The organism is Candidatus Diapherotrites archaeon (genome assembly GCA_016205145.1).
In the GTDB taxonomy this organism is placed as follows: Archaea; Iainarchaeota; Iainarchaeia; order Iainarchaeales; family JACQJH01; genus JACQJH01.
This window is the reverse complement of sequence record JACQJH010000001.1, coordinates 593,200-612,963: the sequence shown is the minus strand read 5'-3', so window position 1 is coordinate 612,963 and position 19,764 is coordinate 593,200. Positions and strand designations below refer to the sequence as shown.

15 protein-coding genes, 1 tRNA gene, 1 rRNA gene, 1 other RNA gene and 1 other annotated feature are annotated in these 19,764 nt (G+C 47.2%); of the genes, 14 read left to right on the top strand and 4 right to left on the bottom strand.

Annotation, left to right across the window (positions count from 1 at the left end; all coding sequences use genetic code 11):
- The first annotated feature begins 154 nt into the window (after positions 1-154).
- Genes HY394_03120 through HY394_03105 form a run of 4 tightly spaced genes read left to right on the top strand, consistent with a single transcriptional unit; the run spans position 155 to position 2,571 of the window.
- Entirely contained in the window at positions 155-451 is a 297-nt protein-coding gene (locus HY394_03120) for a hypothetical protein (GenBank protein MBI4053002.1), read from the top strand.
- A gap of 8 nt (positions 452-459) precedes the next feature.
- The gene (locus HY394_03115; GenBank protein MBI4053001.1) at positions 460-1,293 is read left to right on the top strand and encodes a ParB/RepB/Spo0J family partition protein; all 834 of its coding nucleotides are present in this window, start codon (positions 460-462) and stop codon (positions 1,291-1,293) included.
- A complete protein-coding gene (locus HY394_03110) occupies positions 1,290-1,853 on the top strand; it encodes a hypothetical protein (GenBank protein ID MBI4053000.1) in 564 nt (187 codons plus the stop codon). The genes HY394_03115 and HY394_03110 overlap by 4 nt, the downstream gene beginning before the upstream one ends.
- Positions 1,854-1,857: 4 nt before the next feature.
- The gene (locus HY394_03105; protein MBI4052999.1) at positions 1,858-2,571 is read left to right on the top strand and encodes a hypothetical protein; all 714 of its coding nucleotides are present in this window, start codon (positions 1,858-1,860) and stop codon (positions 2,569-2,571) included.
- Here the strand turns inward: HY394_03105 and HY394_03100 are convergent, their stop codons facing one another.
- Complete coding sequence (locus tag HY394_03100; protein ID MBI4052998.1) at positions 2,572-3,495, bottom strand: hypothetical protein; 924 nt, start codon at positions 3,493-3,495, stop codon at positions 2,572-2,574. It lies immediately after the preceding gene.
- A gap of 78 nt (positions 3,496-3,573) precedes the next feature.
- A complete protein-coding gene (locus HY394_03095) occupies positions 3,574-4,047 on the bottom strand; it encodes a hypothetical protein (protein MBI4052997.1) in 474 nt (157 codons plus the stop codon).
- Between the two features lie 477 nt (positions 4,048-4,524).
- Here HY394_03095 and HY394_03090 point away from each other — a divergent pair.
- The 7 genes from HY394_03090 (at position 4,525) to HY394_03060 (ending at position 13,248) form a co-directional block, all read left to right on the top strand.
- Positions 4,525-6,012, top strand: a 16S ribosomal RNA gene (locus HY394_03090).
- A gap of 358 nt (positions 6,013-6,370) precedes the next feature.
- Positions 6,371-6,443, top strand: a tRNA-Ala gene (locus HY394_03085).
- 495 nt (positions 6,444-6,938) lie between these two features.
- Positions 6,939-9,738, top strand: a sequence feature (possible 23S ribosomal RNA but does not have good blast hits on one or both of the ends).
- Positions 9,739-10,126: 388 nt separating this feature from the next.
- Positions 10,127-10,762, top strand: a complete 636-nt coding sequence (locus HY394_03080; protein MBI4052996.1) for a class I SAM-dependent methyltransferase — start codon at positions 10,127-10,129, stop codon at positions 10,760-10,762.
- Positions 10,763-10,848: 86 nt separating this feature from the next.
- The gene (gene dinB, locus HY394_03075) at positions 10,849-11,958 is read left to right on the top strand and encodes a DNA polymerase IV (GenBank protein ID MBI4052995.1); all 1,110 of its coding nucleotides are present in this window, start codon (positions 10,849-10,851) and stop codon (positions 11,956-11,958) included.
- Between the two features lie 74 nt (positions 11,959-12,032).
- Complete coding sequence (locus tag HY394_03070; protein MBI4052994.1) at positions 12,033-12,245, top strand: AbrB/MazE/SpoVT family DNA-binding domain-containing protein; 213 nt, start codon at positions 12,033-12,035, stop codon at positions 12,243-12,245.
- Positions 12,238-12,606, top strand: a complete 369-nt coding sequence (locus tag HY394_03065; GenBank protein MBI4052993.1) for a type II toxin-antitoxin system VapC family toxin — start codon at positions 12,238-12,240, stop codon at positions 12,604-12,606. Before HY394_03070 ends, HY394_03065 begins: the two co-directional genes overlap by 8 nt.
- 9 nt (positions 12,607-12,615) lie before the next feature.
- Positions 12,616-13,248, top strand: coding sequence for a class I SAM-dependent methyltransferase (locus tag HY394_03060; protein MBI4052992.1), 633 nt, complete (start codon positions 12,616-12,618; stop codon positions 13,246-13,248).
- A 21-nt stretch (positions 13,249-13,269) separates the two neighbouring features.
- Here the strand turns inward: HY394_03060 and HY394_03055 are convergent, their stop codons facing one another.
- The gene (locus HY394_03055; GenBank protein ID MBI4052991.1) at positions 13,270-13,917 is read right to left on the bottom strand and encodes a hypothetical protein; all 648 of its coding nucleotides are present in this window, start codon (positions 13,915-13,917) and stop codon (positions 13,270-13,272) included.
- A gap of 134 nt (positions 13,918-14,051) precedes the next feature.
- Between HY394_03055 and rnpB the strand changes: the two genes are divergently transcribed.
- Positions 14,052-14,332, top strand: an RNA gene (gene rnpB / locus HY394_03050) — RNase P RNA component.
- A gap of 58 nt (positions 14,333-14,390) precedes the next feature.
- Here rnpB and HY394_03045 read toward each other — a convergent pair.
- Positions 14,391-14,825, bottom strand: coding sequence for a hypothetical protein (locus HY394_03045; protein ID MBI4052990.1), 435 nt, complete (start codon positions 14,823-14,825; stop codon positions 14,391-14,393).
- 88 nt (positions 14,826-14,913) lie between these two features.
- On the opposite strand from HY394_03045, the gene HY394_03040 reads away from it, so the two are divergent.
- Together HY394_03040 and HY394_03035 are read left to right on the top strand one after the other, a co-directional pair.
- Positions 14,914-17,601: an alanine--tRNA ligase gene (locus tag HY394_03040; protein MBI4052989.1), complete on the top strand. Its 2,688-nt coding sequence runs from the start codon at positions 14,914-14,916 to the stop codon at positions 17,599-17,601.
- A 109-nt stretch (positions 17,602-17,710) separates the two neighbouring features.
- A complete protein-coding gene (locus tag HY394_03035; GenBank protein ID MBI4052988.1) occupies positions 17,711-19,744 on the top strand; it encodes a protease complex subunit PrcB family protein in 2,034 nt (677 codons plus the stop codon).
- The last annotated feature ends 20 nt before the right edge of the window (positions 19,745-19,764 follow it).

The following is a 19,764-nucleotide window of genomic DNA, read 5'->3' as shown; positions in this document are numbered from 1 at the left end:
TTATATAATATAATAAGCTTTTAAAGTTATTGTATAACTTATATAATTTGGCATATATGGCTAATTCTGGAATTAAATGGGTTTCCGTTTCCTTAACTAACGATGAAAAGAAGTTTCTTGAAAATAATCAAATAAGCCCAACCAAGCTTTTTAAGTGGGCTTTAAGTCAAAGGGGTTTCAAAAAGACAAAAAACAAGGTGGTAGATTGACAAATAATTTTTGCCCAATTTGTAAATGCGAATTTAAGGATATCCTGAAACACTTTTCGATAAATCACGACATCAAAGATATTGAACAGTTAAGTTCGGAAGTGGAAAAGGCTGAACAAAAAGATAAAAAAGTTAAAGACTATGGCGATTTTATTTCTGAGATAAATAGTAAATTAGGCAGAAAAGAAATAACTATTGAAGAATGGAAAAATTTACGAGATAATTGGAATGCCACCCACTAGGTGACTATATGGCTACACTTGACTATATAAAAGATAGAAAATATTTTGAAGCAAACATTAACGATATTGAAGTTGACACTTTAAATGTTAGAACTGAAGGTAGAAAAAATAATCTAGATGTGCTAAAAGCGAGTATAGAAAATGTCGGACTTATCCACCCCATACTTTTAACCGAAGGAAAAGGAAATAAAAAATTCAAAGTTCTTGTAGGGCAAAGAAGATTTAGGGCATTCGAAGAATTAAAACGAGAAGAAATTCCAGCAATATTAATCAATAATGTTAATGAGTTAACAAAAAGAATTATTTCATTCTCTGAAAATGTCAATAGAACAAAACTGCCGTATAATGACACTATTAGAGTATGTGATGAATTATTTAGTAAGTATACGGGGACGCAATCAAAGAGATTAGAACAAGTAGCTGCGGATGTTGGTTTATCTCTTCAAACAGTTACTAAATATCTCTCTTACCGAATCATACCAAAAGAAGTAAGAGACATGGTAGCTGAAAAAAAACTTGACCCGAAACAAGCCTATAAATTAACTACTGCTTTTTGGCCAAAATCGGAAAAAATCGTGAAAATTGCAAGACATATGATAGGAATGACAAAACCAGAATGGGATAATATACTAGATGTGGGTATGGAAAATAAAGATGCATCTATTGAAGAAATATTAGCCGAGGCAAAAAAACCTTCCAGAAAAATTAAACTCACTGTTTTAGTTGATAGGTCTGACTTCGATAAAATTCAAGGAATTGCAAACAATAGTAAAAATAAAATTGGCATAGAAGACCTTCTCACCGAAATAATCAAGGGTTACGTTAGGGGACAAGAAGAATGACTAAAAAAGTTGATGAAGATGAAATATTTGCCATCATATATTCTAATTTTAAGGCAAAAGGAAAACAAACCCACGACTGGATATTTTTAGCCGAAAAATTCAAGGAGCTTAAAGATAAATATAAGTCTGATGGAAAAGTTGCAAAGTTGCTTTCATTGTCCAGAGAAATGGTTCGTTCTACTATAAAACTTTTAGATTTGCCATCAGAGATAAAGCAATTAATAAAAGAAAATAAAATTACTCAAGACTTGGGTTGGAGGCTGTTAGCAATCAAAAACAAAGAAGACCAAATAAGAATTGCTAACTCAATAGTTGGGCTTAGTGCACACGATGCAAGGGATATGATAAGGTTTGCAAAAAATAATCGCGGGGTCTCAATAGAAAATCAAATTAATCGATTAAAAAAGTCAAAGGAGCTAAAAGCCACATTAAACTTAGTTGTTGTTTCCTTAGAAAATGAGCAATTTGAAAAATTAAAAAAAATAGCAAAAAAGCAAAATAAAACTATTAATCAAATTGTAACAAGTCTTGTGACACAAAGAGTAAATAAGGAAACGTGAAAGTATGACACTTGTTATTGCGGTATCTGGAAAAGATTATTTAGTTCTCGCTGCGGATAGTAAAGGAACGTGGGTAGATAACGACGGTTCGAGAATGGAATCTTTAGTTGCGCAAAAAATGATTCAATTGACTGATTATTCTTGTGCGCTAGTTGCAGGTGACCCTGAGATAGCCATGCAGTTAATAGAAGATTTTAAATATAAATATTCAAAAACAAAAAAATGGTATGTAACTGATGTTGTTTCTGAATTTAAAAGATTTTGTAAAAAAGAAATTTCCCATATATCAGATACTATAAACCCACGAAGTAAAAGTTTTCCAAGCGTTACAATAATTATCGCAGGGTTAGATAAAATAAAAACTAAAGTTATGCCAAAAATTTATGTTTTAAGAAGTGAAAATTTGTTTTTCTCGGGAAGAGGGGATAATACAGTTGCTGAAGGCAAACCCTTCATTGCACGTTATATCCTGTCAAAAGAATATGATAAAAATTATGGAGTAGATGAAATGTGTTTTTTAGTTGCTAAAACAATGGTTGAAACAATTAGTATTGATGGTGACGTAGGCGGAAAAATAAAAATGGCACGAATTGATGGGAAAGGGGTACACCCGTTGCCTGACAATGCAGTTCAAGAATTTGTGAATGGAAAAAAAGAATATGAAAAAAGTAAAACCGAACAACAAAAAAATGAATTGGTAAAAATATCAAAAGAATAATCATTTTTTCCAAAACATAATTATATCGTGATTTTGCTTCAAATTTTTTGTTGCCGCAAGTTCTGCGTATATAGCTTTTCCTCTTCTTCTTTGGCTGGTAGAATCTTTTGTAATCTTAATTGCGTATCCAGCATCTTCTAATCCTGCGTTCTCACAAATGTTTGATAACTTTCTTGATAGTGAAATAAATTTTCCTTTTCTTACTATATCTCCTATCAAGATACATAGATATTTATCTTTTTTCAAAATTCTTTGAGATTCATTTATGATTTGGGTCATACTATCCAAAAAGTTATTTAGAGGAAGTCGTGATATGTCATTTTGTTTTATAGAGTATTTCACCATATCCCAATAAGGCGGATGAAGAAAAACTAAATCTGTAGAAAAATCTCTCAAAGGGATATTTCTACTATCATTTTGGACTACTTCTTTTCTGGTCGGAGTTAAATCAAACGCTTTGACTTTTCGGTTGTATGCCTTACATACATCGATTGTTGTCCCAGAACCAGCCATAGGGTCTACAACGAAATCAGTTTCTTTAGTAAGCCTCAGAATACACTGTTCAACGACTTGGGTTGGAGCATTTCCATAAAAATTTGCATCGCCTGCATAGTTATCTCTGTTACCAAAATCCCAAACCGAAGAGAGAGTTATTCCTGAATCAACTATTTTTTTTAATCCATTTATTTTGGTTTTCATTTGGCTACTTTTTTTAACGGCAGCTAAAGCATTTTTCAAAAGGTCTCTTTCATATTTCTTTTTTCTTTTTATCACTTGAACCATTTTCTCGTTTACAAACGGGTTATTCAATTTGGTTAATTGGAGTGCTACCTCTAATGGCAAGTCATTTTCTGCCACTGCTTGTTTAAGGCCTTCTGGTAATGTGGCTAAAGTAGGTATAGTTGGGTACATTGTCTCCTGCACTCTCCTGCACTATAGGTGTGTGTTTCTCTTTAAAAGACTTCCTCCTGCAGTCTCCTGCATGCGGGCTTAGAAATGGTTTCAATATTTAGTAAAATGTTTTTTTAGTTTATCAAGGGTAAAATCAGTATTGGCTTGAAGTGTTCCTGTAGAAGTAGACAAAAGCGCCCCCGAAGGCGTAATTATAGCTTGGTTAGGCGGGAGTTCTTGAATCGGAGCATTCATTACAGCAACTCCTGAAATCTGAGTAACTTTCCTATCTAATTCCAATCTTACTTCCTTACTTCTGATTTCTGGGTGGGTTGCCGCAAATGCAGAAGTCGTATATTTTTCCCATTGGTATTCTGTTTTGTTTTCTTTCATAGCTTGGGCACTTATTGAAGGGTCAAGAGGATTTGCGCCCACTTTCCCGCCTCCACCAATTTTGTTTTCACTTGCAACTGTAACCCCTATATATGCCGCAATAGGTTTTCCTTCAAATTCAAATTGATAACAAGCAATTTTTCCATTATCGAGTTTTTTGACTAAATTATACCCTTTATCCGCATTAGTCATTTGAAAATTTATGGCGGAAAAACATAAAAAGCAATTTATGGGCTTTTTTAACAAAAGCCCGCGCTTGGAACTTTTTAAACAAGCCCGGCCCGCCCGATAGGTTTTTAAAGAGCGGGTGGTGCATGTATATAGGGCAAAAAAACCGGTACGGTTTTTGTTGTTGCCATGCAATGACGTCCGATTTGACGCATGGCAATTAGGGATTTTTATTCCAAGAGTGCCTTTTGGCGCTCTTGGTTTAAACTCACAAAAGGCACGCCTGTCCCGTTTCGGCGGGACGGTGCGATAAGCGCATTGCAAAAGCAATGCGCTGCGTGTCTCCATGAGTACCCAAGTTGTTTTGGGTATGATGCCTGCCAGATGCTTTCATGGTTTGCAAAAACCGTGTTTGTGTTTGAGTGGAAGGCTCGGGAAATAGGCAATTTGGCTCAGCAAGCCAAAAATGCAAGCAAACCAATTCTATTGAAGTTTCAAACCCAATGCCAGCTGATCCTGCTGGAGGGTACCGCTATCGCAATCCGATTTAGACATGCAAGTCTGAAAGTCCGGCAAGGACTTTGGCAGACGGCTCAGTAACACGTAGATAACCTACCCTTGGGAGGGGTTAAGCCCGCGAAAGTGGGAGTAATGCCACATAGGCAATCGCAACTGGAATGTGCTTTTGCCCAAAGAAAAGCAGCTATTGCTGCTGCTTCTTGCCCAAGGACGGGTCTGCGGCAGATTAGGTAGTTGGCGGGGTAAATGCCCACCAAGCCTACGATCTGTACGGGCCTTGAAAGAGGTAGCCCGGAGAAGGACACTGAGATAAGGGTCCTAGCCCTACGGGGTGCAGCAGTCGCGAAACCTTTACAATGCACGAAAGTGTGATAGGGGGATTGCGAGTGCCAGCTATGCTGGCTTTTGCCAAGTTCAAACAGCTTGGCGAATAAGTGGGGGGCAATATACGTGCCAGCCGCCGCGGTAACACGTAATCCACTAGTGGTGCCCACTAATATTGGGCCTAAAACTTCTGTAGCCGGCTCAAAAAGTCCTTGGTGAAATCAACCAGCTTAACTGATTGAATGGCCAAGGAAACTTTTGGGCTTGAGACCGGAAGAGGCAAAGGGAATTTCTGGGGTAACGGTGAAATGTTATGATCCCAGAAGGACCACCAGTAGCGAAGGCGCTTTGCCAGGACGGTTCTGACGGTGAGAGAAGAAAGCTGGGGGAGCGACCCGGATTAGATACCCGGTTAGTCCCAGCCGTAAACGATGTGGACTAGGTGTCCCGTTTCCTAAGTGGACTCGGGGTGCCGAAGCGAAGGCGTTAAGTCCACTGCCTGGGAAGTACAATCGCAAGATAGAAACTTAATGGAATTGGCGGGGGCGCACTACAAGGGGTGGATGCTGCGGTTCAATTGGATTCAACGCCAGACATCTCACCAGGGCCGACAGCAGGATGATGGACAGTCTGAAGGGCTTTCCTGACGCGCTGAGAGGTGTTGTATGGTCATCGTCAGCTCGTACTATGAAGCGTCCTGTCAACTCAGGTAACGGGCGAGACCCACGCCAATAGTTGCCATCACTTCTTTTGAGGTGAGCACTCTATTGGGACTGCAGCAGCAATGCTGAGGAAGGAGTGGGCAACGGTAGATCTGTATGGCCCGAATGCCCTGGGCAACACGCGGCATACAATGGCTGGGACAATGGGCTCCAACCCCGAAAGGGGAAGGCAATCTCCTAAACCCAGCCGCAGTTCGGATTGAGGGCTGTAACTCGCCCTCATGAACGCTTGGAATCCCCAGTAATCGCGCGTCATAATCGCGCGGTGAATTAGTCCCTGCGCCTTGCACACACCGCCCATCAAGCCAGCTGAGTAGAGCCTTGATGAGCTATCCTCGCAAGAGAATATCGATTCTGGGTTCTGCAAGGCGGGCTAAGTTGTAACAAGGTGTCCGTAGGGGAACCTGCGGACGGATCACCTCCTTTATTGCCTGATTAATTCAGGCAAAGCAGGAAGGGCCGGCTTCGGCCGGCCCCGACTGCGCACATACTTTCTTGCTGAGTCAAACCTATAATTTCCCGAACGCGCTTTCGACCGCACGCAGTTTCGGCTGCGTGAAGCGAAACTAAGGCGTTTTGCTTCGCAAAACGCCGAGTAAGCACTAGGTCAAAGCAATTCCGCTTAATGGTTGGCAAATCATAGGTATTCGCGGGCTTTGCCCGTGGCACAAAAGATAAAAACCAGTTTGGGCAAAAGTCTTCCTGGCATATTGTTTTGGCCGGCAGAGGGTTTGAGCATTGCGAAAACCCTCAACTTCGGACCGGCCGGACGAAACCGGCCAGGGCCTGTAGCTCAGCTGGTAGAGCGCCGCGTTTGCATCGCGGAGGCCACGGGTTCGAATCCCGTCGGGTCCAAGCACGCGCTTTCGGGCGCGTGTGCCGAAACCAAGGCGCATTGCTTTCGCAATGTGCCGGGTAAAAAAAAAAGAAAAAAAGGGAGTCTGAAACAATGGGTTTCATGGATTTCGTGAAAAGCGTTTTTGGCGGAAAGCCTGAAGCGCCTGCAGCCAGGCCGAAGGGCTGGCCGAAGAAGAAAGCGAAGAAGTAAAATCATATTTTTTTCCGCATTTGCGGTTTTCATCAGTGCGTTTACCTGGGCCGTTGGCCCTCCCATGATTAGTTCTCTGAAAGGAGTTTTCATGGAAGCAAACCATGGCTTTTTCCGCAAGGGGAAGGCTATGGGGGAGTAGCATTGTTTTCTTTCTTTTATCTCCTACGTTCTCAAAAGAGGAAGGGGGTAATAGGGGGAAACGAAGTTGCCCCCATGCATAGGCATTCCCACAAAGCGGTTCCGAACAGAAAGTTCATTCATTGTTCGTTATTTCTGGCTTTGGAAAAAATCGTGAACGCCGTTTAGTGGATAACTGGGCTCAAGCGGTGATTAAGGGCGTGGCAAGCTGCGATAAGCCTTGGCGAGTTGCATGCAAACGTTGAACCAAGGATACCTGAATTATTCCGCAAGGAAGATGAACGCGGGGAATTGAAGCATCTTAGTACCCGCAGGAAAAGAAACCAATTGGGATGCTGTTAGTAAGAGCGACTGAAAACAGCACAGGGCAAACTGAATCCGCAGCAGCAATGTTGCGGAGATGTGGTTGGCCGTACATCCAAGGAGAGGAGCTTAAGTCGGCTGGAAAGCCGTGCCGTAGAGCGTGATAGCCGCGTAGGCAATGGCTCTGAGGATGATTCGGCTGTAAAGAGTACCGCGCATCGGGTATTGCGTGGGAACATGGGAGCATTAACTTCCAACCCTAAATACGTCTTGAGACCGATAGCAAACTAGTACTGTGAAGGAACGTTGAAAAGCATCCCTAACGGGAGCTGAAAAGCACTTGAAACTGAACGGTAATAGGAGGGCATGGCGTTAAAGAAACGAGGTGGGTTTAAGCGAGCAAAAGAAATTTTGCAAGCAAGGCCTGCTGATCAGTGTCATGCCGTTCGTCTTGAATCACGATCTAGGGAGTTTGTGCTTGTGGCGAGGCTAATCCTTTTAAGGGAGAAGCCGCAGGGAAGCCAAGACAGCGCAGCCCGCAAGGGTAAGGCTGTGAGTGATAAACGCTTAAGTCACAGGCATAAGACCCGAAACTGGGTGATCTATTCCTTTGCAAGGTGAAACCCTCCGTCCGGGGGGTGGAAGCCTGCAACCAGTGTTAGTCTATCTGCTTGGGTGACATGGGAATAGGCGTGAAAGGCGATTCGAACCTAGTGATAGCGGGCTCCTCCTGAAATAGCTCTAAGGCTAGCCTGGCTGGAGAAGTGTGATGGTGTAGAGATACTGATTAGAAAGTACTGCCCCGAAAGGGGTAGCTTTTTTGTCAAACTCCGAAGCTATCGCATTCGTAGAAGGCCGGAGTAGGGGCGCCGGGGTAAGCTTGGCGTCTGAGAGGGGAACAACCCAGACATGGACTAAGGCCCACAAATACCGGTTAAGTGTCAAACAGAAAAGCGTCATTGTCCAAAGACAATGGGGAGGTTGGCTTAGAAGCAGCCACCCTTTAAAGAAAGCGTAACAGCTCACCCATCGAGGATAATGGCCTTGAAAATAACCTGGGCTAAACCGGTTGCCGATATCCATGGCAACATTCAGTCGAATGTTGCGGTAAGGAGGTGTTCTGGTGGCGCGGAAGGGCGTTCGTGAGAGCGTCTGGAGCTGCCAGAGATATGGATCCTAGAGCTAGTAATAACGATACAGCTGTGAGAATCAGCTGCGCCGAAAGGGCAAGGGTTCCTTAGCGCTAATCATTAGCTAAGGGTTAGCCGGTCCTAAGTTGCACCATAACATGGATGCAACGAAAGGGAAACAGGTTCATACTCCTGTGCCACGCAAATACGTTTTCGGTAACGATAGGCTTTTTTTCGACGCATTGGGCTAGGCAAAGCAGCCCCGTCGGGCTGTTTAACCGGCATAAATCCATGGAGAAACGTAATGTTGAGAAATGGATTAAAGCCGGGAATAGCGCAAGTTTTGCCGAGGCCTGGTGCCCATGAAAAGAAAAAAGGCAAGGATTTTGCGTGTCCGTACCAAGAACCGGGAAGGGTGCCCCTGGCTGAGAAGGCCAAGGCGTAACGGGAACAAAGTGGGTAAGGGAATTCGGCAAATTAGCCCTGTATCTTCGGTATAAGGGGTGCCTGCAATTGATCATTGCAGGTCTCAGTTACAAGGGGGGTCCGACTGTTTATTAAAAACACAGGTCCCTGCAAGCCTGAAAAGGTGAGTATAGGGGCTGACTTCTGCTCACTGCCAGTACGTGAAAACCCCGTTCAAGGGGCCTAAGCGCTGGTGAAGAGCGGGCCTAACTCTGAGGCTCTCACGGTAGCGTAATACCTTGCCGGTTTATTGCCGGCTTGCACCAATGAAGCAACGAGATCCCCAATGTCCCTATCCACAGCCCGATGAACTCTCTGCGCGGTGAATATGCCGCGGACTTCCAACGGGAAGAGAAGACCCCACAGAGGTTTACTACAATCTGATGCTGAGACACGGTTTTGAGAGCATAGCGTAGATGGGAGCGTCGAGACAGCGTCTTCGGGTGCTGTTGAGCGAAAATGTAACACCATCCTTTTGGGACTGTGTTTCTAACCTGCAAAGGAACAGCATTTGATGTGGTAGTTTGGCTGGGGCGGCACGCCCCTGAAAAGATATCAGGGGTGTCCAAAGGTCTGCTCAGGCGAGTCAGAAATTCGCCGTAGAGTAGAAAAGCAAAAGCAGGCTTAACCGTGTTCTACACAGCAAGGAACGCGGGTTCGAAAGAAGGGTTTAGCGAACGTCAGTGTGACCTTTAATGGGTCCCTGGTCTAACAGTGAACTTACCTTGGGGGTAATTGATTGGTCGCGGGTGAGAGTCCACATCGACCCCGCGGTTTGAGACCTCGCCGTCGTCTCAAGGCATCCTGGCCGTGCATAAGCGGCCAAGGGTGGAGGTGTTAACTCATTAAAGCCTTACGTTAGTTGGGTTGAGAACGGTGCGAGCCAGTTTGGATACTATCTGTTGGAAGTGTCGATTTGTCTGAGGGGAAGGTTCAGTGAGTACGAGAGGAACGCTGAGCCGTGGCCACTAGTCTGCCAGTCGTCTGACAAGGCGATGCTGGGTAGCCACGCCATAGTTGATAAGAGCTGAAAGCATCTAAGCTTGAGGCAACCCCTAAAAATAGACAATCATTCCCGAAAGCCATTGCCCGCAAAGCTTTGGTTGTAGGGACAAGAGTGCCCGTAGAAGACGGGTTTGATAGGCTGCGGATGTACGGCAAAAGCTTCGGCGATTGCTTCAGTCCAGCAGTACTAATTACTCGAGGATTTCTCCAGAGTTAATTGTTATGCGAACAATGAAACGAAAGTCCGTCCGGAACCGCTTGGGATAAATGCCTATGCAAAAAAAGCTTCTGCGCAAGCCATTTTCCAAGGTTTTGCGCAAAGCAAAAGCTTCCATGCAATTTTTGCGCCCTAGCCTGCGGAAGGCCAAACGCGTCAACCAAAACAAAAAGCAAGCCTATAAGCATAAATAGCCGGCACCAATAATACTACTGCCGGAGCGATAGGAATGCCTGAACGCAGAATTCTTGAAGTGGGACACGGAAACTGCCCGCTCATAACAAGGCTCAGGTTTAACGGGGCCAGTCTCCCCCCTGATACGCATTACGTGGCGATTGATTCCTCAAGACATTTTTTGAACGGGATTCCCGCACATTTAAAGCATGGCGCCAAAGCAGAGCTCAGGCATGTGCGGGAAGACCTAATGTCCCAAGGGGTCGAAGTCCATTCAATGGAGGCACAGCGACTAAACTTTCCTGACAGCCATTTTGACAGCGTGCACTTCAACAACGTCCTGAATGCAGAAGAATTGAAGGAACTGCCCAACTCCGAAGTTGAAAAAATCATTGCCGAAGCAGTGAGGGTTTTGAAGCCCGGCGGGCACTTGGTGATTATGCACGACCTGCACAATAAGCGTTCAGATGCGCGCGAACGAGTGCTTTCGGCGAATGGCATGGAAGAACTGCACAACAAGACGCAACGCCCCGCATGGTTTTCCAATATTCCACTTAACATTAGAGGAAAAATAAGTGCAAATGCCAGACGGAACGCTCCGGAATGGCTTTTGCAGCTTTTGGACAATCCCGCATTGGTTGCCGGAACATTCAGAGAATCTCCTGAATTGCTTGTTTTTGTTAAAAAGTAATCAGGGCTGTTTGAAAAACAAGCACCGCAATCAGGTGAAAGGCGCACCAGCCGCGATTTTAAACTTTGGCGGCCAAATTTATTTGCATGCCGCGCATAATCCTGCACATTGACTTGGACTACTTTTATGCCCAGCTGGAAGAACTGCGGAACCCGAAGCTGAAAGGCAGGCCGCTTGTCGTGGGAATGTATTCTGGCCGCACCGAAACTTCCGGTGCAGTGGCTACCTGCAATTATGAGGCCCGCGCCCTCGGCATCCATTCCGGAATGCCGCTCGCATTCGCGAAAAAAAGGGCGAATGCGGAAACCGCTTTTCTCAAGGCGGACAGGGATCATTACAAAAAGGTGTCCGACCGCATAATGGCGATTTTTCGAAAAAATGCGGATGCATTTGAACAGGTTTCAATCGATGAGGCCTATCTTGATGTCTCCCAAAGAGCAGACGGCAAAATCGGCGAAGGCAAAAAAATCGCTGAACACATAAAGGCGGAACTTTTGCAAAAGGAAAAGCTCACTTGCAGTGTGGGCGTCGCCTCGAACAAGATGGTCGCAAAAATCGCCTCCGGATTCAAGAAGCCAGCAGGCTTAACTGTCATTGAAGCCGGCCATGAGAAAGAATTCCTGTTTCCGATGCCCGCTGACAAGATTCCCGGCATCGGCCCGAAAACTTCGGAAGCATTGGCGGAAAAAGGCGTCAAGACCGTGAAGGATTTGCACAGTTTCAGCCTTGCACGCCTTGAGGGAATCTGCGGCGAAAAGCGCGCGCTGCTTTTCAAGGAGTTTGCTGAAGGCAGGGATTCACGCGAAGTCGAGGAGCATGAAAGGAAGCAGTTGTCGCGCATCGGCACAATGAAAAAGGATGCCGTAAATGCAAAAGACGTTGCGGAATTCATTGAAGGGCTTGCCGAAGACCTGCATAAGCGCGTGCAAAAACAGGGCGTTTCCTTCAAAACCGTGTCAATAATCGGCATTTCCGACAAACTGGAATCGTTTTCGCGCGCGAAAACCCTGGAAGCTGCCACTGACGGCCTGCAGGCAATTAATGCGACTGCAAAAGAGCTTTTTGAAAGGCTTTTCGAACAAAACAGGGGCCTTGCCCTGCGCCGCGCCGGAATATCGTTGTCGGGCCTGTCGGAAAAAGAAGTCCGGCACGTGCAAGGTGCGAAAACCCAGAAAAGCCTTGGCGATTTCACATAAATCTTACAAAACATGTTCGATAGACAAAAGGTAAGATTTATCTGCCTTTTTGCCGATAATATTGCTGTGGTTTTATGGAAACTGTGACTTTATCAAGCAAATTCCAACTTGTCATTCCAAAGAAAGCGAGGCAGAACCTGAACCTGAAAGCGGGTGAGAAGCTCGCAATAATAGAAAAAGGCAATTCGATAGAGCTTGTCAAAATCGGCACCTTGAAGGAATTGCGCGGCATGGCGGCAGGCATTTCAAACAAAAATGTAAGGGATGAAAGTGAACGTTTTGATTGATTCCAGTGGCTGGATAGAGTATTTTGCAAATGCCCCGAAAGCCGGCAGGTATGCGCCGCTTATAGAAAAGGCATCCAAGCAAACGCATTTCACTCCGACGATCGTGCTTTTTGAAGTCTTCAAGAAGATTAAAAGGGATGCCGGCGAAAAGAAGGCACTCCTTGCAATTGCCCACATAATAGATTCGACCACTGTACTGGCACTTACAGAAAGGACCGCAATTCATGCAGCAGAACTCAGCCTGCAATTGGGCCTTTCCCTCGCTGATTCGATAATTCTGGCGACGGCGATAGAGCAAGAGGCCAGAATTTTCACCGGCGACCGGCATTTCAAAAAGACAGGGCAGGCGGCGGTCATTTAACCGGGGGTGATGCACGTGAGGCCGGAAGCCGAAGACCAGAGGAAAAAGTATTCGCTCGGCATTGTCGACATGCAGCAGTCTCTTGCGGAATACGACCGCATACTTGACCAGATTGCAAAAGGCAGTACAATCAAGGCGCTGGCTGAAGAAGTGCTGCAGAAAAAGAAATGCGCGAGAATTTTGGATTTGGGCTGCGGTTCCGGCAAGGCGATGGCCGAACTGAAAAAGCTGTTCGGCGAAAGGGTTTTTTGCGTTGGCGTTGATTTGGTTGAGCCTGAAAGCAACCAGTTTGACTTGTTCCTGCAAGGCGACGCAGTCGAAATGGATTTGCCGGAAAACATCGACATTCTGTTTTCCTTCCGCGCATTGCATGAGGTGGGCGAAACCGAAAGGGTTTTCCAAAAAATCTGCGCCTGCCTCGCTGATGGCGGCAGGGCCTTTCTTTCGGTCAGGCTCTGGTTTGCAGTCGGCGAAGAGCACAGGTGGCATGCGAACATGGACGAACAGGGGTTCAGGTTCCTTGAGAAAATCTCTAAGGAAAAGCGATTTTGGGGCTGCAAGGTTGCCGGCACGTTCATCGAAATTCCGGTGGGAAATTCCATTGAAGCCGGATACAACATTCGTTTTGAAAAGAAAGGATAAGGCTTTGGAAAAACAGGCAGGCTATTGCCTGTCTTTGACAATGTAATCGAATCCGAGCCTGTTCCTCACGCGCCTGAAGCCGTGCTTTACCGCCCATTCGGCTTTCAGGCCTGCTTTAGCCCAGTTTTTGGCGCGCCTGATGAAATGCACGGCCTGCAAAAGCTTTTTCATATCCCTTGCGGAAACGCCTTCCAGCCTGATTTTGCGCCTCAGGCAGTACCAGTCGAGAAGGTTTTTCACAAGCGCTTTCTGGGCCTTTGAAAATTTTCTTGTGGGAATGCCGAGCGGAGTGCCGGGAATTTTTTTGAGGAAAAGGTATGCCGCAACCCTGCCATCGAGCATGTAAGCGATGTCCCCGGATTTTCCGAAATTCAGCAGGTCCATGACATCCCATGGGCTCGTGTAAAGCTCGTGCGCCTCTTCCAGCAGTTCGAATTCTTTTCCGCGGATTCTGAACGGCCTGACGCTGATGCCTTCGGTGTGCGAATGCAGGGAATGCTCGTATTCCGCATACCATGAAACGCTCGCCCTTGTGCGTTCCTGGCCGCGGATATACTGCCACCTGCCGCCGATTCTGGCAAAGGCAACCTCCTTTTCAGGCTCCCTTACAAGCTGTAACAGCACAGGAATTGCCGGCTTGCGCGCGCGGCGCAGACTATGATTCGCCATTACCCCCACCAACCCAACTTTTTCAAACAATGGCTTAAATACCCATCTAACTTAAACATAACGATGGTTTTTTGCGGCGGGAAAAAAAGCCAAAAAACAAAGGTTTTTAAGCCCTCGAAAGCCAATTCTTATAGGGTAGCGGGAGGCTGGCTCACGGCCAAGCCGCTTCAATGCGGCAAAAACCTTCAATGGTTTTCGGCTGAGGAAAGTCCGCCCACTGCTTAAGCCAAGGGAACCCGAAAGGGTTTCCCGGTTTTCCGGAACAGAAACGAACCCGCGGAAAGGCACGATGATAAAAAATTGAGCTTCTTTTCGCGAGGATGAAACGGCCGGAAAAGGCTGCAGTGCAAGTGCCTTTGTCGCACGCTTAGACGGATGCCAGTTCAGAACAGAAGGCGGCTTACCACCCGCTGCCCTTACTTTTGGCCCCAATCTTCGGCCAAACGCTTTTTCCAATTGCAACCGGGAAAAAATCAGGAGTTATCAAGTTTAAGCAGGCACGTTTTCCGCCAGACGCCCAGGACGTCCTCAGCGGACAAGTTTTCGCGCCTCAAAATTTCAATAAAGTCCGAACATGCACGGGATTGCAAGTCCGACAGGCCGCCCACTTCAAGCAAATGCTCAAAACCCCCTATTGCCGCCTCAGCATGCATATGCAAGTCCGAAAACCGCCTGCCGCGCCCAAGCAAGCGCACCATGCCGGCAAGATTTGCTTCAATGCCCTCAAGAAGGCTTGTCCTGTCCCCCGAAGCCATCACAAATTGCTCATGCTCGGCAGCTCTTTCCGTGCGCAGATTTTCGATGTGCGAGGTTTCCGCATGCGCCCGGGATTTTTCCCTGCGCCTGGCCCGCACCGTGGCACGATTGCGCGCAATCATGTGCCGGTTTATCCTGCGCCTGGGTCGCATGCAAACAATTCGAATCCAATGATTTTAAATCTTTGCACGCCTAATAGGTTAAAACAGCGTCCGGATTTAAATCTAAAAGTGAACCGCCATGGCAATGGACAAGACCATTCTGCGCAAGAAGTTTGCCGAGGAATGGCAGAAGCACTACAAGGTTGAAACCCTGATTGAAAAGGGCTATTCGCGCAAACAGTGCAAAAGCTGCAAAACGCATTTCTGGACCCTCGATTCGGGCAGGGAAATCTGCGCTGACTCGAAATGCGTGGGCTACGGTTTCATAGGCAAGCCGACGAAAAGGCTGGGTTACACTGAAACCTGGGCCGAAATAGCAAAATACTTCAAAAAGCAGGGGCACACCGAAATCAAGCGTTATCCCACTGTCTGCAGGTGGCGCGACGACCTCTATTTCACAAACGCTTCGATCATAGACTTCCAGCCGTACGTGGTTTCCGGGGAAATCGAGCCGCCGGCAAACCCCCTCATAGTGCCGCAGACTTCCCTCAGGTTCGGCGACATCACGAATGTCGGCGTTACGGGTTCGCATTACACGTGCTTTGTCATGTTCGGCCAGCACGCATTCAACTCTAAAAAGACCGGAAACTTTTATTGGAAAGACGAGGCGTTGCACCATGATTTCACTTACGTGACAAAGGTTTTGGGTGCAAAAAAAGAGGAAGTGATTTTCAAGGAAGACGTCTGGGCCGGCGGCGGAACTTTCGGCCCGTGCATAGAATATTTCTGCAACGGCTTGGAATTGGGAAACTGCGTTTTCATGCAGTTCAAGGAACTCGGCGGGGGAAAGTTCGAGGAGCTTTCAACGCGCGTGATTGACATGGGCGCCGGTTTGGAGAGATTGGCGTGGTTCACGAACGGAAACCCGACAAGCTATGAAATCACTTTCGGACAGGTCGCGGAAAAAATGAAAAAAGCCGCCGGCATAGACATAGACAAAAAGCTCCTGCTTGAATTCGCAAAGCTGTCCGGCAGCCTCAATGTGGACGAAGCATCTAACATCGGCGAACAGAAAAAGAAAATCGCAAAACAGCTTGGCTTCGACGAGAAAGAACTCTTTTCCAAAATGCGCCGCCTCCAGGCGGTTTACGCCATCGCCGACCACACCAAAACAATCCTTTACACTGCAACGGATGGAATGCTGCCGAGCAATGCCGGCGGAGGGTACAACCTGCGCCTTCTTCTGAGAAGGGTTTTCGGCTTCAACGAGGAATTCGGCCTCAATCTCGATTTCGAGGAAATACTGGCGGGGCACGCAAAACAATTGAAGGGCTTTGATGACACCGTCGGCGAAGGCGTTTCGACGGCGATTGACGTCATAGCCGAAGAACGCAAAAAGTTCTCGGAACTGCGCGAATTCAGCCAGAAAAAAGTTTCCGCCCTGGTTGAAAGGAAGAAAAGCGAGGGCAAAAGCATCGATGAAAAGGAGCTTGTCAGGCTGTATGAAAGCGACGGCATCCCGCTCGAACTGGTGGAAGAGATTGCGAAAAAGCACGGCTTTGAATTCAGCGCGCCCGACGACTTTTATGGTTCGGTTGCGAGGAAAAACGAAAAGGAAGACGAGGCGAAACAGAAAGCGCTTAACGTTTCCGGCTTCAAAAAAACGAAAATGCTTTACTACGAGGACCAGAATCTGCGCAATTTCAATGCAACCGTTCTTGGAACGATTGAAAACTATCTCATTCTGGACAAGACCGCGTTTTATGCCGAGGGCGGCGGACAGGCCGGCGACACCGGCGCAATCGACGGCGTTCCGGTTTTGGACACGCAGAAAATTGAAGGCGTTGTACTGCACGAAGTCAAAGACGCTTCAAAATTCAGGAAAGGCAAAAAGGTTTTCGGGGAAATCGACTGGAAAAGAAGGGTACAATTGAAGGCGCATCACACCGGCGCGCACCTGCTGAATGCGGCAAGCAAGGAATTGTTCGGCAGGCACATCTGGCAGGCCGGCGCGCACAAGGGCGAGGACAAGGCGCACCTGGACATCACGCATTTCAGGAAAATTTCGCGCGAAGAGCTCAACCAGCTCGAGCTTCTGGTGAACGCTTTCATCCAGCAGAACGTGCCGGTGCAAGTTTCTTTCATGCCGCGCAACAAGGCCGAGGAAAAATTCGGCTTCAGCCTCTACCAGGGCGGCTATGTGCCAGGAAAAGAATTGAGGGTCGTGCAGGTCGAAGGCATCGACGTGGAAGCGTGCGGCGGAACGCACGTTTCAAGGACAGGCGAAATAGGCGCATTCAAAATCGTGAAACGCGAAGGCGTGCAGGACGGAATCGAAAGAATTGTCTATGTTGCAGGAGAGGCCGCGATAAGGCATTCGCACCAGCAGGAAAAATTGCTGGAAGAATCCGCGCAAAACCTCAACGTGCCGGTGCCGGATTTGCCCAAGGCGACGCAGCGCTTTTTCTCCGAATGGAAGGAACAGAAAAAGGAAATCAGCCAGATCAACGAAAGGCTCTCCGAGCTTGTGGTCAAAAAGCTTTTGCAAACCCACGGCGGCAGGATCGGCCATTTCTTCGACAACATGAACTCCGAACTGCTGTTCAAGCTTGCATTGCAGATCGCCTCGGAAAGAAAAGACGCAATTGTTTTGCTCGGCTCGCCAGAAGGCATTGCAATAGTCGCGGGCCGGGACAGCAGTGCAAACGCGCAGGCCGAACTGCAGAAAATCCTCGCGGAATCCGGCGGAAAAGGCGGCGGCAACGCGAAAATCGCGCGCGGCTCAACGCAGAATTCACAGAAACTGAAGCACCTGCTTTCCAACTGATTTTCCAAGGCAAATTCCAGCGTTAGCCTTTTACCTAAGCAAACAAAAAGCCCTTTAAATACCAAAAGCCATAGTGCGTATAGGCAAAAATGCAACAAATGGTGGTTTGATGAAAAAAATCCTGGCCGCGCTCGCACTGCTTTCAATCCTTGTTCTGGCAGGCTGCATTGAAAAAGTCGGCTTTGAAACCGTTGAAAAAGGCCAGAATTCCGGAATCCAGGCTGCAAGAAACCTTGTCTTCAATGATGCCAAATCCTTCGCCGGTTTTTGGTCGGAATTGAAGCAGAACGTTTCGCCGCAGCCAGAGATGCCTGAAATGGATTTTGACAAATACACTGTCATTGCGGCAGCGCTCGGTTCGAAACCGAATGGCTGTTACACAATTGAAATAAAGGATGTGCGCCAGACCCAGTCGAACGTTTACGCGCTTGTCGACAAGCCGGAACCTTCGGAGGGTGCAATGTGCACGCAGGCATTCGTGCAGCCATATCACATAATCAAGATTCCAAAAACAGCAAAACCCGTTGTTTTCGAAAAATATCCGGGAAAAATTCCAGACAATGAACCGCCACCCACGGATTACAAATTCGAGGCTCACGAGTGGGGCGTAATAGAAGCCCACGAAAACGAATCAAATGCGATTCTGACAAGCAGGCCCGAAGTGGATGCAATGGTAAAACTTCCAATTGTTTACTTTCATGCAAAAAATGTTGACAAATTTTCGGCGAAATACACCCTTCCAAGCGGAAAGGTCACGGACGTCTATCCCGGCGGAACCGCAGACGGCAAAACCGCGGGCTGGAGCAGTGTTTCACTGAAACAGGAAACACCATCCAGGGCACTTGCCACAAGCAAGGGTTACCGCCCGCCGATCGAATCCATTGAACCGCAACTCGGAAACGTTGATTCGGATGACCTGTGGATCGACGGGAAAAAGCACAAATTTTTGTTTTACGAAGGAGAAATGCAATTCGAAAACAGGGTCAAGGCAAAGAGAAACGGCAATTCGGTAAGCCTCACCAACGGCAACGATTTTGCCGTTTACAATGCAAGATTTGTTGCAAGCAACGGCGGCGGGTTCTGGGAAACGAATGTCGAAGCCGCAACAGCCGAAAAAATCGATGCCGGGCAAACTGTCGCGCTTGAACTGAAGGATTTCACGCCCGACGCAAAGCTGCTTGAAAACGACCTGACAAGCAAAGGCTTCACCAAGAGCGAGGCGAACGCTTTTGCGAATGCCTGGTACAAGAACATGTTTTATCCGACAAATGCCGGGACGTGGCAGCGCCTGAGTTACGTGCTGCCGCAAAGCTGGTACGACGAACAGGTTCCATCTGAATACAGCGTCAAGCCGACAAAGGAAATCAGGCAAATGTATGTGCTGGTCAAAATACGCGAACAACCCGGAAACGGAAAAGTTGAAGCCAAGACCGACAGGCAAAGCTATTCCTCGGGCGAAACCGTGAAAATTACCGCGACAAATGATTCGGACAAAAGCGTTTTCATCCAGCCCGGCACAGTGCTGTGCGGGCCGCTTTCAATCATCCGCCTTGAAAACGGGGAATGGAAGCCGGTGCAGATTTCAAATCCCCTGATAATGGCGGCATGCGCGCCAAGCGCGGACGAACTGAAGCCGGGCCAGTCAAGGGAAATAGAATGGGACGGAAAGGAATGGGTCAACGGCGAACCCATGCCGGTGCAGACCATGGCAACCGGAACATTCAAGGCGCGAATAACCTATTATGACAATGAAAAAATTTGGGAAGGGAACGGCTCAACAGCCCAAAGCGATGAATTCACGATCGGCGAAAAAAATGTTTCGACAACCGTCCTCACATACGCGCCGATCCAATGCGGCGAAAACCCGTGGGAGAAATGGCATGCTGACCTGAACAGAGTTTACATCAGGGCGCCGACAGAAGAAGAAATATTAAAGGAATATTATTCAATCGTCCACGGCATTCCGGTTGTTTCATACAAAAACATTCCGGCACCGCCTGGAACAATTGTCTGCATGGCGTGCCAGTGCCCGCGCGGCGACAAGATAGAAATATGGGTCGACAATTCCACTGAAACCGGCAGAAAAAACGTGGAAAAACTGGTTGAATTGGGCTGGAAAACAGAGGCCACAATGGTAACCTGAACGGTGTTTTTTCCGCCCGC